This window comes from Legionella sp. 39-23 (assembly GCF_001897665.1).
GTDB classification, from domain to species: domain Bacteria; phylum Pseudomonadota; class Gammaproteobacteria; order Legionellales; family Legionellaceae; genus Legionella; species Legionella steelei.
The window spans coordinates 1-17,783 of the sequence record NZ_MKTO01000003.1 but is presented as its reverse complement, the minus strand read 5'-3'; the positions used below and the strand labels follow the sequence as shown (position 1 = coordinate 17,783).

The window sequence follows — 17,783 nt, the reverse complement described above, 5'->3', positions numbered from 1 at the left end:
CAGAACCCGGGTTACAGCATACGCTTAACCCGGGGTATGGTTTTAAAATGTTCCCATATAATCCATTTTTCCAATAGTAACGCCCAAACTTCTTAAGATGTCATAAGCTGTAGTAACGTGAAAGAAAAACTGTGGTATTCCATAGTGCAAAAGATATGTTTGACCAATCAGTTTTCGTTCTTTTGGCGTTCCGGGACGGAGAATAATTTCTTTTTCTTCACTGCCGTTCATATCTTCTGGAGAAATACTAGAAAGAAAGAACAGTGTTTTTTCTATTCGGCCACGTAATTCAAAGAATGTTTGCTCATTGTCTTCAAAGACAGGTATTTCCTTGTCTGCCAAACGTGCTGCCGTACTTTTAGCAAAATCAGTCGCGATCTGTACCTGACGCGTAAAATGAAACATATCTGGGAAAAGTCTGGCTTGTAAAAAAGCATTAGGGTCCATTTTATTGTTATCAATATGAGCCTGCGTTTTTTCCAAAATTGCATTTAATGAAGTAAGCATTTGTTTGAACACTGGTATCGATGCAGAGTACATAGAAATATTTTGTTTCATACTTTTTCCTTATCATATTAAAATTCTGGTTCAAATATTATCCGAAGATCGTCTAATATAAAATCTGTTATTTATTAATTCAGACTTCTTTTGATTCCGTTAATGATTTTTTTCTTTATTTTCTGCTTTTTTAATAAACAACAATCAATTGAGACCATTGACAACAATTTAATAACAATGCTAAAAACATCACACACCCTAACTGAGCAGGTATAAAAATGACTAAATTGTACACTTTTCTTTTGTTGGGTTTACTGGCAGGTACAAGTTTTGCAAAACCGTGTATGAGTACAAATCGAAGCTGTTTAAAACTTAAAAACCAAAACCCTCAATCTGCAAAGATTGAATGTAATTGGTTGAATGCAGTCGCGTCTGTGGCTAATTCACAAGGTTCAACTCAATTGGATTTAAGCTATGGGGATGGTCTTGGTGCTCCTGAACCAAGGCAACTTTCTTGCAAGCTAACAACTGGGCAGACAAAACAAAGTTTTGAATTCCATAATCCTTATTGGGGCTCACTAATCGAGTTTCATCTCATTTCTCAAAACTCACTTGAAGTCTATATTACTGACGGATGGAGTTCCAAAGAAACACGATATACATTTAATTGGTAATTATCGTAGCATTGTAGCCTGGCTGAAGCGCAGCAGAACCCGCGATTTTCCACAGATTCCCCGGGTTACGGCTTACGCCTTCACCCAGGCTACAATGCCACAAAACTACAAATCCCCCAACGGATTTTGACGATAAAATTGGGCAAGCAAATGATAAATCTCAGAATAATAATGACTTATTATTTCAGGTTTTTCGAAAAATAATTCAGAAAATACAGCGAAAAACTCAGCTGGGGATGTAGTCGCATATGGATCAATTGGAATAGGATCATCTTGTTGCAGACGATTTACCAAATCATGATAGCCTGAGTTAAAAGCCTCAGCCCAATGCGACGCGGACATTCCTTTGTGAAGTGGTGGAAAACCATTCGCCCGACCATTTTGCATATCCAACTTATGTGCAAACTCATGGATCACTACATTTCGTCCAGTAGCACCACCATGATGTTGCGTATCGTCCCAAGAGATAATAACAGGTCCACGTTGCCACGACTCGCCGCTTAAATTAGATCGCCCTAAATGTTCTATTCCAAACTCATCGATTACCTTGTCCTCTCGTGAATAGGCTCCAGGATAAATGATGACCGAAACCCAACCATCGTACCAATCAAATCCAAGATTAAGAATAGGAAGGCATGCCTGTAAGGCAATATTTAACTGCATTGACGTTGTAATCTGAAGATCACCAACGCCCTCTAATGATTTGTAATGAAGAAATAAAATAGCCAGTTGTTTCAGCTTTATTTTTTCTTGTTTATTCAAGCGTCGCAGTAAAGATAAACTTTGAAATGCTTCAATCCATTCATCATCGCTTATAGGTGAATGGCGCATAATCCGTTCGTACCGCCATTTTTTAAGCCAGTGAAACATTATAGCAACCGTACTGAAACGAAAAAAAACATATCTTTTGCACAAGTCTGTCTTTTAGCAACATACTGTAATACTTTTTTCTTTAGATTTTTTACCATTGATTGTTTCATCCTTGATTGCTTTCTTTGAATCAATACGCATTAAATCAACATCCTATAGCCATCCTCTCCAACCATATGCTCCTCAACATGTGAAAGATTTATATCCTTATCTTGACTATTAAAGTGTACCAAATCATTTCTACCTATAACATAAGCACATAAATCAGCGTATTGAATAGGATCATCATCCGATTGTACGAGCTCTTTGACAGCACTAAACTCAGGCTGATTCAAGGCACTAACCAAGGCTAAACCTGAGGTTGTTGTACTATAAAAACTATAGCTGTTTCGGTCACGTTGTAATGCAACCGTGAGAATATCTCTCAGTATAAAACTCAACTGCTCCTCAGCAAAATCACTATCATTCAAACCGGCTTTAATTCTATCCAGTAATAATTTCTTTTTACCAAGCTTACTCTTAGCACTCATACTATTTTCGATGACGTCTATTAAACGCAACAAATCTGCTTTGATTAATGGTTGCTTTTCCTTTTGCAAACGGATACGTTCCGGCTCTACTTTTAAACATAACTCATCAGGCTCAAGTGACTCTGTATCAACAAGTTCACGATGCGTTTTATTAAGATATTTTGCTGAGTTTGAAACCGTAATTTTAGAACCATCCTGAGAATGTAAACTTCTACTTTTGGGAATAATATTCGCAATAATAGCTGTAAGATGTTGTGTCCATTTTTCTCTTTCTCGTTGAAACTCATTAATGATTTCAGATTGATGTATATTTTCTCCCGATTCTGGCAAACAGCCAACGCGACTCAAGAATTGATACATAATTGCTTTGCTGAGTTTCCTGATTACAGGAATTACATTCACCCCATAAATCAAATGAGCAGCATCATTCTCTTTATTAAGGTCCTGAAAAGCCTTTAAATGTGCCCCCAGAATAACTTCCTCCCTTACCTCACATTGTTTCGGATAAGTGGGTCTTATGGGGATATGGAACTTGGCAAGAACACGGTCCAAAAATTCGCCGGTATCATCCCCCACTTCAAGATAGGGATAAAGTGTTTCAACATAATTTAAGTTTTTAGACCCAGACAAATCAACTGCTCGATTAGCTAATGTATGGTTAAAAAAATCTAAAAATGCTGTGGAAAATAAATTACCCGGTACGGGATCTAAAAGAAGTAAATTCGTTTCCAGATGAAAGCGATCAATACTGGCCAACTTAAGGGCTGCCAAAATTGCAGCAATTCCACCTCGGCTTAAGCCAATAGCGTTAAACTTAACTGTATATCCATCTTGAATTAGCTTTTTGACAACAGCTACAACCTGATCACTTTGTTCTTCTACTCCTGCACCAAATAAAAGTCCTGTGACACCATAATCAACACCACATCCATTGAAACCCATTTTTAAATGAGTGGCGTCTTTATGTTGCTCTACTTCATCGGCTGAAGTAATACGTACTCCTTTACAATCTCTATATAACACTTCATGCAAATGAGTATTAGGTTCTTCAATGCTATAGATAGTGCCTTCAAATACAGCGGTTAGAGTGATTTCTTTCATTAAGTATCTCTTTACATATAAAACTGCGAGCAATTTTACGCATATTCTAACAATATCAATGAGCAACTAACAATCATATTAATCACATTTTGCTATCAAGGCTATTGCATCACAATTATTAAGAAATACTTTTACAGGTTATTTCCATTCATAGGATTGCTTTCATTGTGTCAGTTTGATTTAATCCATACTGAACTTAAAGTATTTAGTATGTAAAAATATTTTCCTATGTTAAAAAATGAATGAGTCACTCAATATCTTAATAAGCAAGTTAAACCGACAACTCAATGAGTTTGATGTACATTTACATACAGTTCGGCATCAAAAACAAGAGCTCGAACTACACTTTCAGCAAATTGAAGAACGAATTAATCAACCTGTCTCTAACTCACTTATTGTGAATCCAGTGAGCGAAATCAATTGGCTTAATTTCATCACGCAACAACAAGAAAAAAAAGAAGTGGTCACTCTAGATCTTAAAAATTGCCAAGATCTAGAAAATAAACTAGAAGAAAAAATCACTCGCGTTCAAAAGGAGTTAAAAATGATAGAACATTATTTGGAGCGCGAAGAGAAGCATCAGAAAAAAAGGGCTCTAGGTTAGCCCTAATTCAATTGGAAAGTATACTCATCAGGCCCTTCAGCATCTATCCTCTCTTGCTCTGCAGAAGGCTCTGAACCTGCCGCAATTACTGTAGCCGCAGCACGCGTAACAATAGAGAGCAAACTGTGAGGAAAGCTTATGAGTGCGAGTAAGAAGCCCACAGCCGATTCGAAAAGTGCGATACCAGTAAAATGTAGCGCTGAGCCTGCAAATTTAAGTGCATCATCGCGGAATCCTGTGGCATTAAATAAGAAAGCACCAGCAGCAACAAGATAAGCACCAATACAAACAACTGCTGAACCTACAAAAGCAAGCGCAGAATATCCTGCCAATGCAAGACCCGCAAATGGATATAAACCTGGTGCGATTAACTCTCCTACGAACTCATAACCATCTCTATAAGGAGTAAAAAAACCAGGGCGATTTCTGTACGTTGTAAGTGCCCTACTTGCAATTTCGCTAACCGTTTGTCCATCAAAAATGTAATATAATTCTTTTTCACCAAGTAAATACAGCATAGGACTCTTCCATTATTTTTTCTTATTTTATATAAACATACTCGCCTGAATTTCTGTAGTCATAGACGCTTCGTTCATGCATTCAAGCATTTCAGCTCCAGCCGAAGCGAGACTACGAGCCATGACCTGGGTTTCTGATCAAAAAATCAAGCTGCGGCTTCCGCTTCACCGAGGCTACAATTCAGCAGGTTTCAAATTTGTCGGGCCTTGTACTTCTTAGGTAACATCGTTACATTAGCAACCCAACCGCCTCCTAATGCCTTAACCAATCCCACTGCAGAAGACATTTGCAGGCCGTCTACTTGTGTTGCTGCCTGTTCTGCTGCCAGAGCACTGATTTGCGCAGTAAGTACACTCGAATAAGGAACAGTTCCAGCTTTATATTGGTTTTTAACAATTTTGAGCGCAAGAAGCGCATCAGCAGCTTCTTTATCTTGAGCAATGCTTTGCTTTTCCAAAAGACGCAATGAAATCAAATTATCCTCAACGTTTTGAAAAGCAGTGAGTACTACTTGACGGTAATTGGCGACCTGAGCCATGTATTGCTCTTTTGCGGCTATCACTCCTGCTGAACGATAACCTCCATCAAAAATAGTTTCTGCCAGTTGCAGACCAGTAGACCAACTGATTGCCGGCTTATGAAACAGTTGATGAAAACTGTGTCCTGCGGCACTAACAGTTCCAGTCAAAGTTAACGTTGGGAAATAGGCAGCAACGGCAACTCCAATTAAGGCACTTGCTTGTTGAACCAAACGCTCAGCTTGTGCAATATCAGGTCTTCTCTCCAACCAAGCAGTAGGTACTTGCACAGGAATCGTGGGGGGTTTCAATTTGATAATAACAGGTTTTAGAGAAAAATAAGCTGGAGGACGTCCCATTAATACAGCAATTGCATGTTCGTATTGGCCGCGTAAAATACCGTTGTTAATGGCCGATGCTTGGGCTGATTCAAGTTGAATTTGCGCTTGAAGCACATTAGCGCGCGAGACAACCCCCGATTTATATTGATTTTTTGTCAGTTGTAAGACTTTTCTATAAGCAATCACGGTGTCATCTAAATACTTTTGAATTTTATCCAATGTACGTAATTCAAAATAGTATTGTGCTAAAGCACCTTGAGCCGACAAACGCGTCACTCCAATCAATGCTTCATTAGATTCTGCTAAAGAAAGATCTGCCTCGATGGTTCGGCGCACAAGCCCCCAAAGATCAGGTTCCCAGCTTGCATTCAAGAATGAGGTGTAAATTGTTGTCGTGGTTGCTGCCGGCGCAATGTTTGTTGTTGCAGTCCCTGTCGTTCCTGAGGTACTGATAATTGAAGTAGATCCCCCCGCTTGTCGCTGTTCGAATAAACTAAATGCACCTACTACTGTCGGATATAGATTTGCGCGAGCTTGGTCTACAATGGCCAGTGATTGACGAAAATTTGCTTCGGCATTCACAATACTTTGGTTGTAATGATATAACTGATTTTCCAGATCATTGAGTACCGGGTCATTAAAAATTTTCCACCATTGCCCACGATCCATATTATCCTGTGGCTGAATAGGCTTCCAATTTTTACGTTTAGCTCCGATTTCTTTTTTGCCTTTAGCTTCTTTGAACTGTGTTGGCACCACAAGCTTTGGAGGCACATAATTAGGACCAACCATACAAGATGGCAGTAAAAAAGAAAACAGAACTAGAATTAAAGAAATTCTGAAGTTCTTAGAAAACTGTAGCCTAGGTACTGCGCAGCAGCACCCGAGAGTATTATGCCACCACCTACCCGTGTTTCGCTGCGCTGCACCCAGGCTGCATGGAAATTTTAATTGATTATGAGTGGCCATAGGCACCTCGTAATTTAAATTGTTTCATAAAATGGCGCGCACGTCTTCCAGCAGTATCCATTGCTAAATAAATAACTGGGGTCGTGTATAGTGTTAATAACTGACTTACGATTAAGCCACCAACAATCGCGATTCCAAGCGGTCGGCGTAATTCAGAACCCACACCAAAGCCGATGACTAAAGGCATAGCGCCCAATATAGCCGCCATAGTTGTCATCATAATTGGGCGGAAACGTAATAACGCCGCCTCAAAAATCGCTTCGCGCGGTGATTTATTTTCATTGCGCTCTGCGTCTAAAGCAAAATCTATCATCATAATGGCATTTTTTTTCACTATACCAATAAGAAGGATCATCCCGATAAGCGCAATAATACTTAAGTCTGATTTGAACAGCATTAAAGCGAGTAAAGCGCCAACACCTGCCGATGGTAAAGTCGATAAAATAGTGATTGGATGAATAAAGCTTTCATACAGCATTCCCAACACAATATAAACAGCGAAAATAGCACTCATAATCAAAAATTTTTCATTTGCAAAAGATTCCTGAAATGCTTGAGCTGTTCCCTGGAAGGAACCACGCATAGTTGGTGGTAAGTTCATATTATTAATAATTTTAGTCACCTTAGTCACCGCGTCACCTAACGAGGTTCCCGGGGCTAAATTAAATGAAAACGTTGCTGCAGGAGCCTGGCCTTGATGATTGACAGACAACAAAGTTGCTCCTTGTTTGAAACTTGCAAATGCAGATAAAGGTACTTCATTACCATCCGGTGAAATAACATAAATTTCATCCAACACTTCAGGATATTGCCAATATTTCTGTGCCACATTCATCACCACATAATATTGGTTCATGGGCATATACATCACTGAAATTTGGCTTTGCCCAAATGCGTTATAGAGCACCCTATCAATTTGTTCTGGCGTGAGACCAAAACGCGACGCAGTATCATGATCCACATCAACATATATCTGTAAGCCATGATTGAGCTGGTCATTGTTCAAATCAACAATGCCATGTAGCTTGGACAAATTTTCCATAATTCGCGGGGTCCAAGTCGCCAGATCCTTTAAGTTATCAGCAGACACTGTGTATTGAAATTGAGCAGCACTTTGTCTGCCACCCAGGGTCAAATCCTGCGCTGCCTGCATATAGAGTGTTGCACCAGAAATATGAGATAACTCGGATCGTAATCTATCCTTCACCTGATCAGTAGTCTCTTTAGTGAGTACAGAAGGCTTCATCATAATAAATACAGATCCAGTGTTTGCTGTATTATTACCAGGACCACTCCCTATAAAACCCGCAACATTTTCTACTGCCGGATCCTTACGTATTTCAGAAACAAATTGGATTAATTTTTTCTTCATTGCAGCAAATGAAATATTTTGATCAGCCTGTAATGAACCTGCAATTCTGCCTGTATTTTGTTGCGGGAAAAATCCTTTTGGAATAATAATAAATAAATAAGCCGTGAGTAAGATAGTGCCCAAAGTGAGAACAAGCATTAATATGGGATGGTGTAATGCCCAACGCAAACCCCTTGCATAGCGCATTCTAATGTACTCATTAAAGCGAATAAAAAAGTGCTCTTTTTTACCCTCATCTGAATCAAGCATTCGCGAACACATCATCGGTGTCAATGTTAATGAAACAATCATAGAGATCACGATTGCCACCGAAAGCGTCACCACAAATTCACGAAATAGGCGCCCAACTATTCCCCCCATGAACAAAATTGGAATAAATACTGCGACCAAAGAAATACTGATGGATAATACGGTAAAACTAATTTCCTTAGAGCCGTCTAAAGCTGCCTTAAAAGGTTTTTTACCCATGGCAATATGACGAGAAATATTTTCAAGTACAACTACAGCATCATCGACTACAAAGCCAGTTGAAATGGTTAATGCCATAAGGGATAAGTTATCCAGACTGTAGTTTAACAATTTCATAACAGCGAACGTGCCAAGTAACGATAATGGCACAGCAACTCCAGGAATCATCATGGCACGTATACTGCCAAGAAAGAAATAGGTAACAAAAATTACCAAACACATTGCAATAAGCAAGGTAAACTCCACATCATGCAAGGACGTGCGAATTGTTGTTGTTCTATCCATCAAAATTTTTAATTTAATGTCACTGGATAATGACGCTTCAAGTTGTGGCAGCATCGCTTTTATGTTGTCAACCGTTTTAATTATATTGCGACCTGGTTCTTTAAATAAAACCAGTAAAACTGCAGGTTGTCCATTAGCCAAACCTGCATTACGCACATCAGCAACTGAGTCAATCACATCAGCCACATCAGAAAGCCGCACCGGTTGATTGTTAAAATAACTAATAATCAGCGGGGCATATCCTGCGGCTTTGAGTATTTGATCATTACTTTTAATTGTTGATGTCAAACCACCCTGAAGCACTTGCCCTTTTGCTTGGTTTAGATTCGCAGCAGCAATAGCATTAGCGAGTTGCGTCAATCCTATTCCATAACTGTTTAACGCGGTTGGATTGATTTCAACACGAACAGCAGGCAAAGAGCTGCCACCAACGTTCACTTGCCCTACTCCCTCACTTCTCAGGATTTTTTGTTGTAAAAAGGTAGACGCTACATCATACAATTGTCCTGGAGTTTTTTTATCTGAAGTCAAAGCGATAATCATAATCGGCGCGTCAGCAGGATTTACTTTGCGATACGTCGGGTTATTGGTCAAATTCGTAGGTAATTGGCTTAACGATGCGTTAATCGCTGCCTGTATGTCGCGCGCGGCGCCATCAATATCACGCGATAAATCAAATTGCACCGTTATAATAGACTGCCCTAAAGTACTTGATGACGTAAGCTGAGTAATCCCAGCAATAAGTCCGATTTGACGCTCTAAAGGAGCGGCTACAGAAGTAGCCATGACTTCAGGGCTTCCGCCTGGCAACTGTGCTTGAACTGTAATTGTAGGAAAATCAATTTGTGGTAAAGGAGCCACAGGTAAAAGATTAAATGCGAGAATGCCCGCAACACTTAGTCCGAATGCAAGTAATATTGTTCCTATAGGTTTATGAATAAATAATGAGGATAAATTCACCCGTTCCCCCTCACTTTATGGAGGTTATCACTGCGGTAACTCATTACCTTGCGCGACATTCTATCAAAAGTTAGATAGATAATTGGGGTTGTGTACAAAGTAACTAACTGACTCACGATTAGACCACCAATAATGGCAATACCTAATGGACGTCGTAACTCCCCTCCGATGCCATTACTAAACGCTAAAGGAATTGCTCCGAGCATTGAAGCCATAGTCGTCATCAAAATGGGTCTAAAACGTAATAATGCAGCTTCATAAATTGCATCTATGGGCTTTCTATTGTATTCACGCTCTTGCTCAAGCGCAAAGTCAATCATCATAATGGCATTTTTTAATACAATACCAATTAATAAAATAATGGCGATCAAAGCAATAATACTGAATTCATTATTTGTCAGATATAACGCCAATAAAGCGCCCATAGTCGCTGAAGGCAGCGTAGATAAAATAGTTAAGGGATGGATATAGCTTTCGTAAAGCACGCCCAATACAATGTATACCACTATAACTGCGGCAAGAATCAACCATCCCTCATTCGCGAGTGCATTTTGAAAGCTTTTTGCTGTTCCTTGAAATTCCGCAGTAATACTCAGTGGTAAATTAAGGTTGTCCCTCATCTCATCCATTTGTTGCACTGCCGCGCCCAATGATCCATTTTTAGCAAGGTTGAATGAAAGTGTTGCCGCTGGAAATTGGTCTTTATGTGCAATAACTAATGGCCCTACAGTTTGTTTGACACTCGCAAATGTCTTTATAGGAACTGAGCCACTCGAAGTAGTTATAGATGATGATACCGAACCCGGAGTAATCGTGGCACCTAATGAATTAACCGTCGGATAATTTATTCCAGGGCTAGAAGCATTCTTTATCGAAGAAATACTCGGAGTAGAATTATAGACAGTCGAATTGATATAAATATTATCAAAGGCGACTGCTTCCTTTTGTAGCGAAGGCAAAACTTCTAATACAACCCGATATTGATTGCGCTGGGTAAACATAATCGATATTTGTCGCTGACCAAAAGAATCATAAAGCGTATCATCAATCATTTGCATGCTGATTCCAAGCCGATATGCCGTATCACGGTCCACATCCAATTCCGTAACCAAACCTAGATTTTGTTGATCTGAGTTGACGTCTTTCAGTGCAGGTAATTTTTGCATTCGTTTTAGAATTAATTTTGACCACTTGGTCACTTCATCAAGATCAGGCCCATTCACACTGTATTGAAACTCAGTACGACTCGTTAAAGTATCTATGGTTAAATCCTGAACTGGCTGCATATACAATCTGGCACCAACCACATTTCTAACCTTAGATTGCAATCGTCTTATCACCTCGTCTACGCCGGGTCGTTCATCAAAAGGTTTAAGATTAATAAGAATACGCCCACTATTTAAAGTAATATTTGTTCCATCAATTCCAATAAAGGAAGATAAGCTTTCTACAGCTGGATCAGAAAGTACCGCTTTTGCTAAAGCTTTCTGACGATTAGCCATTTCTTGAAATGAGACCGAGTCAGCTGCCACAGAAATGCCTTGGATCACCCCAGTATCTTGAATAGGGAAAAATCCTTTGGGAATAAGAAATAACAAAATCGCTGTAATGAGTACAGTAATAAAGAAAATCAATAAAATAAGCGGTTGGCGTGACAAAACCCATTGTAAAGAAATTTTATATTTTTCAATAAGATAATTTAGTTTGTGCTCAAGAGATTTTTGCAAATCATTACTTTTACTTTCACTTTCTGGCTTTAAAATGCGCGAACACAACATAGGTGTCAACGTTAAAGAAACGAACGCAGATATAGCAATCGTTATAGTTAACGTCAGTGCGAACTCTCGAAATAGCCTGCCGACCACATCGCCCATAAACAACAAAGGAATAAGTACCGCAATAAGTGATATAGATAAAGAAATAATAGTAAACCCAATTTGTTCTGCGCCTTTATGAGCAGCAACTAAAGGTTTTTCACCCAGTTCAATATAGCGCATGATGTTTTCGATCATCACAATCGCATCATCGACCACGAAACCTGCAGCAATAGTCAATCCCATTAAAGTAAGGTTGTTAAGGCTAAATCCGAGTAAGTACATTAGACCCAAAGTACCTACAAGTGCCAAAGGTACCGAAATACTGGGGATAATGGTTGCAGGTAATTTGCGTAAGAAAAGGAAAATCACCATAACCACTAATGCTACAGACAAAAGCAATTCGAATTGCACATTTGTTACCGATGCCTGAATGCTAATAGTACGATCCGTTAGGACCTTAATTTCCATTCCAGCAGGAATTGCAGACTTCATTTGATTTAATAATTTTTTGACCCGTTGTGCCACTTCAATCACATTGGCACCAGGCTGGCGTTGGACATTCACAATAATTGCAGGCTCATTATTCATCCATGCTTCTTGCATGCTATTTTCTGCACCATCTATGACATTAGCAACATCAGATAGACGGACTGGAGCACCATTTTGATAGGAAATGATCAGCGGACGGTACGCCTCTGCAGTCAATAATTGATCATTTGAATTAATGGTATACGCCAAACGAGGACCAGAAAAACTTCCTTTTGCTGTGTTCACGTTAGAAGCTGTAACAATCGCACGCACATCTTCTAGAGTTAATCCATAAGCGGATAATGCATTAGGATTCGCTTGAATGCGTACGGCAGGTCTATGCCCTCCTCCCAAACTCACTAATCCTACTCCGCTTAATTGAGAAATCTTGGGAACTAAGCGCGTCTCAGCATAATCTTCGACTTTTGTTAAAGGTATTGTCTTTGAAGTGAGCGCTAAAGTAATAATGGGTGTATCTGCTGGATTTACTTTGCTATAAACTGGGGGATTTGGTAAATCAGCAGGTAAATAACTACTCGCTGCGTTGATGGATTGTTGAACCTCTTGTTCAGCAACATCTAACGAGATATCCAGTTTAAACTGTAAGGTAATAATCGACGAGCCATATGAACTGTTTGAGGTCATTTGATCCAAACCTGGCATTTGTCCAAATTGTCGCTCAAGTGGTGCAGTAACCGTGGTACTCATCACATAGGGACTCGCCCCAGGATAAAACGTTGATACTTGAATTGTCGGATATTCCACATCAGGTAAAGCGGATACAGGCAAGAGTTTGTAAGAAAGAACTCCACTAAGAAAAATAGCGAACATTAACAGCGAAGTGGCTATAGCTCTTGCGATAAATGGGCCTGAAATACTCATGTGATAGTGCGCGCTCTCGATTCATTAGACCTTTTTCGAAACTCGACTGCAGTGGGCTTTGAAAGAGAGCTATTACCTGCATTTTGAACTGGCTTACTGGCAGGCTCTTTTTTGACCAGTACTGTTGAGCCATTTATTAATTTATCAGCACCATTTACTACCACTTTTTGGCCTGGTAACAAACCACTTTTGATTACAGAATACTCACCACTAGTAGGCCCCTTGACCACCTCTTGAGTGGTGACTGTATTGTTTGCATGAATCACATACACAAAATCTTTCGCAGTTGAATGTTGTATCGCCGCAGTGGGTACAACGGTCGCTTGGTGCAATATTTCAATTAAAATTTTTACATTCACAAATTGATTAGGAAATAATTTGTTTTTTTCATTATTAAAAATCCCTCTCAGCCTTACTGTTCCAGTAGTTGTGCTTATCTGGTTGTCCAAAGCCAATAATGTTCCTATTCCAAGTAAATTATTCTGTTGTCGATCATAAACTTTCACTTGCATCTCTTTGCCAGCATAGGCCTGTGGTGCAATTCGTGGTACATAATCTTCAGCAACAGGGAAAATGACGGTAATGGGATCATTGGTCGTGATCACTGCAATACCTTGGGTATTTGACGTTTGCACAAAATTACCGGGATCAACTAAGCGCAAACCAATCCGTCCATCTATTGGCGACGTAATATTACAGTAGATAAGATTGACTTTAGTGCTCTGAATCAGGCCCAAATCGGCTTTAACATTACCTTCATATTGTTCTACCAATGATTGCTGCGTTGCGAGGGTTTGTTGAGAAATAGAATCTTCTTTCCATAATTTTTGATAACGTTTTAAGTCAATTCGTGCATTAGCCAACAGCGCTGAATCTCGTTTAAGATCGCCTTCATATTGGATAAGTAATGCTTCATAAGGGCGCTGATCAATTTGCGCAAGTAGCTGTCCTTTTTTGACCAATTGCCCTTCCTTAAAAAGAACTTTCATTAATAAGCCATTGATTTGAGTTTGCACCGTCACAGTATAAACTGGTGTTACTGTACCGAGTGCTGGAGCATAAATAGGTACATCACGACTAGCAGAAATGTCTGCAACAACAGGGATAGGTTTTGGCGCTGTATTTTTTGTTTTTTTAGTGACAATATAAAGCCATAGCGCTGCAACCAAAGCAATACAGATAATGAGCAGCCCTAACCAATTGTCTGCTGGGTAACGCTCGCGCCAACGTTTAGAAATCACCGTTTTATTTTTCTTAGTAGGTGACCTTTCTCCTTCCATAAAAACTACGTTCCTTGAGCCAACATAAAGAAATTCATCATAGCGAATTTTCATGAGGGTAGCAAAAAAATCTAGCTGGAAGCACGTCAATCGTATTTGCACACCAAAACACAGCCAACTTGCTCAAGAAAAAAACCAAAATTAACACTATACTAATTAAAAATACTTCTTTTTACGGTCATATTTCGCTCAGGAGACAATATGGAAATAAAAACCTTTCAATTCCTTATGAATAAAGGATGGAGCTTGAAAGAATTTCCAGACCTTGACTCAGAGAGCACTTTAGTTCTTATTTTTGCAGCTCCAGAATTCTTGGATTTTCAAGAGCCTATAATTCAATTAGCTAACTTTTATCCCAAATCAAAAGTCATAGGCTGCTCCACTGCGGGTGAAATTTTTGGTAAGAATCTTTTCGACCACAGTATTACAGTTGCTGTCATCAAATTCGCCAAAACATCATTAAAAATTGCCAAAGCAGAGGTAAATCACAATAAAAACTCTAAAAATACGGGGCAATTAATTGCTGAGCAATTAAAAGCAGATGATCTACACAGCATCTTTATCTTATCTGACGGACTGAATGTGAATGGCTCTGAATTAGTACAAGGATTAAATAGCGTAAATAATACTCATAAGCTTGTTATGACCGGTGGATTAGCTGGTGATGGCAGCGACTTCAAAAAAACATGGACCGTTTTAAACAATAAAATTCTTGATCATTATGTCGTAGCCGTAGGTTTTTATGGTTCTGATATTCATATTGGCCATGCCTCTAAAGGAGGATGGGATATTTTTGGTCCAGTTCGCCGGGTTACACGTTCAGAATCTAATGTTTTATATGAGCTTGATTATCAACCTGCTTTACAACTTTATAAAGAATACTTGGGCGAAAAAGCATCTGAATTACCCTCTTCAGGATTGCTTTATCCTTTAGCAATCAATAATCCTGAAGCTCATAATGACACTCGCTTGGTTCGTACAATTCTTGCCGTGGATGAGAGAGAACAATCTCTGGTATTTGCAGGAGATATTCCAACAGGATGGCATGCTCAATTGATGAGGGCCAATTTTGATCGATTAATTGATAGTGCTAATGAAGCAGCTCTTCTAGCAAATCAATTAATGCTGAACGGTAACTTAAAACAATTGGGTCCTGTTTTAGCTATTGACATCAGTTGCGTGGGAAGACGACTGCTTTTAGGTGAACGAACAGAAGAAGAAATCGAATCAACGATGTCGGCTTTGCCTGAGGGTTCGACCCAGATAGGCTTTTATTCATATGGGGAATTATCACCATTTTCTGTTGGAAATTGCGAATTACATAATCAAACAATGACGATTACAACAATTTACGAAACATAATAAAACATAACTATGAGTGATATGGAAATTCATAAATTATTAAAGCGACAGCTAGAGCACTCAAACCTTGCTCAAGATAAAAAACCAGAAACTGATGAGCAGTGGCATACTTTTATTCAACGCGTCAACAACGCATACATAGACGCGGATCAAGAACGTTATTTGCACGAGCGCAGTATGAACATTTCCTCCCGAGAAATGATGGGCCTGAATGAAAAACTTGAATATGCCCAACATATTGCAGGCTTAGGATATTGGTCCTATGATGGCAATATTCAGCGCACTATCTGGTCCAATGAATTATTCAATATATTCCATTTAAATCCTACTCATAAAGCTCCTTCACTCGATGAGTTTATCGATTTGGTCCATGAACAGGACAGATTTGATTTGACACACAAAGTAAAACGCGCACTTAACGATAAAATCGATTATGAATGTGAACTGCGTATAAAAAACCCTGACGGAAATTACCATTGGTATCGCATAATTTGTCAGTGTCAGGAAGGGGAAAAACAGCTTGCTGGAATCGTCATTGATATCCATAAAAGTAAAGTTTTTGAAGAAAAAATTAAAGAATTAAATCAACAAATATCGTCTGCTGCCCGCCGCGCAGGAATGGCGGAAGTGGCAACGACTATTTTGCACAATATCGGTAATATTTTAAACAGTTCTAATGTTTCAATCACCCTTTTAAAAAACAGTTTTAATCTCGATTATCATCAAAAGTTATTGAAAATTACGGAGATGATGGAGCAACATCAAATCGATTTAATCGATTTTTTAACCCATGATCCCAAGGGGCAAATCATACCTCGATACCTGCTCGCACTTGCCAAAGTTATCGTAGAAGAAAATGAAAAAAATAATATTGAAATAGATAATCTACAGAATGACTTACAGCATATAGGTCAAATAGTTGATACGCAAAAACCAATTAGCGGTCTATCAAGTATGAATGAAAAAGTCTACTTGCCAGAAATACTTGATACCGCGGTAAACATTACCATGAACTCCTCAAAAAATGCTCATATTACGATTACTAAAGAGTTTAAACCAGTACCGTTGGTTCATATAGATAAATCCAAGCTACTGCAAATATTGATCAATCTCATTCAAAATGCCAAAGAATCAGTTTTAGAAAACACTGCGTCTACTATTAAAGAAATCAAATTAATCATACAAAAAACAGGAAAAAACTCAGTGAACATTTTTGTCGAAGATAATGGGATTGGCATTAATACGGAAAACTTACAACGTATCTTCGCTTTCGGATTCACTACAAAAAAAAATGGCCATGGTTTTGGCTTGCACAGTTCCGCCTTGTCAGCTCGAGAAATGGGTGGCTCTCTTATCGCTGAAAGCAAAGGTGAGGGACTTGGTGCTCAATTTATATTGACTTTACCTATTATCAATAGAACAGGGAGGCCCTGATGAGTGATATACCACTACATATTATGATTATTGATGATAATCCTTCAATACATCAGGACTTTATTAAAGTTTTGACTGCATCAAACACTACGTCAGAATTAAACCATTTAGACAGACAATTATTTGATGATGAGCTCTCTTTACTTGAACCAACTAGTCCCGAGATAGAATTCTTTTTGCCCAAATTTATATTTACTACAGCATGCCAAGGCCAAGAAGCGATTCAAAAAATTCGCGAAGAGTTAGACAAAGGAATACATTATGCTTTAGCCTTTGTCGATATAAGAATGCCTCCAGGATGGGATGGTATTGAAACAATAAAACACATGTGGAAGATTGATCCTGATATCCAGGTCGTCATTTGCACTGCATATTCTGATTACAGTTGGGAGGAAACAGTAAAAGAATTAGGTATGGGAGATAATTATCTTATTTTGAAAAAACCTTTTGACGTGGTCGCAGTAAGACAACTTGCCTGTGCGCTAACGAGAAAATGGATTTTGGCCAATGATTCCAAGCATCATCAAAAGATACTGCAAGAAACTGTTGAGGAGCGCACAGAATCATTACAACAATCATTATCCCTCTTAAGGTCAACATTTGAATCATCTGCTGATGGAATTTTAGTGATCGATTTGCATAACAAGATCATTGATTGTAATTCAAAATTTGCCTCCATGTGGAATATCCCCAAGTCTATATTAGAGACAGATAATGGAAATGACCTTTCCCCCCAAAATAAGACCATGACATTGATGAGATTTCCATTAA

13 protein-coding genes are annotated in these 17,783 nt (G+C 38.9%); 5 read left to right on the top strand and 8 right to left on the bottom strand.

Annotated elements, in window-relative coordinates; all coding sequences use genetic code 11:
• Nucleotides 1-42 precede the first annotated feature (42 nt).
• Nucleotides 43-558 carry a DUF1993 domain-containing protein gene (locus tag BGO44_RS01190; RefSeq protein ID WP_058510037.1) on the bottom strand — a complete coding sequence of 172 codons (516 nt, stop codon included), beginning with the start codon at nt 556-558 and terminating at the stop codon, nt 43-45.
• Nucleotides 559-776: 218 nt separating this feature from the next.
• Between BGO44_RS01190 and BGO44_RS01185 the strand changes: the two genes are divergently transcribed.
• Entirely contained in the window at nt 777-1,172 is a 396-nt protein-coding gene (locus tag BGO44_RS01185) for a hypothetical protein (RefSeq protein WP_273199623.1), read from the top strand.
• A gap of 105 nt (nt 1,173-1,277) precedes the next feature.
• Here the strand turns inward: BGO44_RS01185 and BGO44_RS01180 are convergent, their stop codons facing one another.
• Nucleotides 1,278-2,042 carry a M90 family metallopeptidase gene (locus tag BGO44_RS01180; protein WP_273199625.1) on the bottom strand — a complete coding sequence of 255 codons (765 nt, stop codon included), beginning with the start codon at nt 2,040-2,042 and terminating at the stop codon, nt 1,278-1,280.
• A gap of 140 nt (nt 2,043-2,182) precedes the next feature.
• On the bottom strand, nt 2,183-3,673 hold the full coding sequence (locus tag BGO44_RS01175; RefSeq protein WP_273199628.1) for a hypothetical protein: 1,491 nt from the start codon (nt 3,671-3,673) through the stop codon (nt 2,183-2,185).
• 238 nt (nt 3,674-3,911) lie between these two features.
• Here BGO44_RS01175 and BGO44_RS01170 point away from each other — a divergent pair, with 238 nt between their 5' ends.
• Nucleotides 3,912-4,277, top strand: a complete 366-nt coding sequence (locus BGO44_RS01170; protein WP_273199630.1) for a hypothetical protein — start codon at nt 3,912-3,914, stop codon at nt 4,275-4,277.
• Between the two features lie 2 nt (nt 4,278-4,279).
• Here the strand turns inward: BGO44_RS01170 and BGO44_RS01165 are convergent, their stop codons facing one another.
• From BGO44_RS01165 to BGO44_RS01145, 5 genes are all read right to left on the bottom strand, one after another.
• Complete coding sequence (locus BGO44_RS01165; RefSeq protein ID WP_273199632.1) at nt 4,280-4,795, bottom strand: hypothetical protein; 516 nt, start codon at nt 4,793-4,795, stop codon at nt 4,280-4,282.
• A gap of 191 nt (nt 4,796-4,986) precedes the next feature.
• Nucleotides 4,987-6,474 (bottom strand): efflux transporter outer membrane subunit, encoded by a 1,488-nt coding sequence (locus BGO44_RS01160; protein WP_273199641.1) that lies wholly within the window; start codon nt 6,472-6,474, stop codon nt 4,987-4,989.
• Nucleotides 6,475-6,610: 136 nt separating this feature from the next.
• Entirely contained in the window at nt 6,611-9,709 is a 3,099-nt protein-coding gene (locus tag BGO44_RS01155) for an efflux RND transporter permease subunit (RefSeq protein WP_273199634.1), read from the bottom strand.
• Nucleotides 9,706-12,936, bottom strand: coding sequence for an efflux RND transporter permease subunit (locus tag BGO44_RS01150; RefSeq protein WP_273199635.1), 3,231 nt, complete (start codon nt 12,934-12,936; stop codon nt 9,706-9,708). Before BGO44_RS01150 ends, BGO44_RS01155 begins: the two co-directional genes overlap by 4 nt.
• On the bottom strand, nt 12,933-14,216 hold the full coding sequence (locus BGO44_RS01145; protein ID WP_058510029.1) for an efflux RND transporter periplasmic adaptor subunit: 1,284 nt from the start codon (nt 14,214-14,216) through the stop codon (nt 12,933-12,935). Before BGO44_RS01145 ends, BGO44_RS01150 begins: the two co-directional genes overlap by 4 nt.
• A gap of 201 nt (nt 14,217-14,417) precedes the next feature.
• Between BGO44_RS01145 and BGO44_RS01140 the strand changes: the two genes are divergently transcribed.
• The 3 genes from BGO44_RS01140 to BGO44_RS01130 all read left to right on the top strand — a co-directional run.
• On the top strand, nt 14,418-15,578 hold the full coding sequence (locus BGO44_RS01140) for an FIST signal transduction protein (RefSeq protein ID WP_058510028.1): 1,161 nt from the start codon (nt 14,418-14,420) through the stop codon (nt 15,576-15,578).
• A 21-nt stretch (nt 15,579-15,599) separates the two neighbouring features.
• Nucleotides 15,600-17,012, top strand: coding sequence for a sensor histidine kinase (locus tag BGO44_RS01135; RefSeq protein WP_273199638.1), 1,413 nt, complete (start codon nt 15,600-15,602; stop codon nt 17,010-17,012).
• Nucleotides 17,012-17,783: response regulator (locus BGO44_RS01130; RefSeq protein WP_286822647.1), on the top strand; the 772-nt coding region annotated here is incomplete at its 3' end. The genes BGO44_RS01135 and BGO44_RS01130, both read left to right, overlap by 1 nt.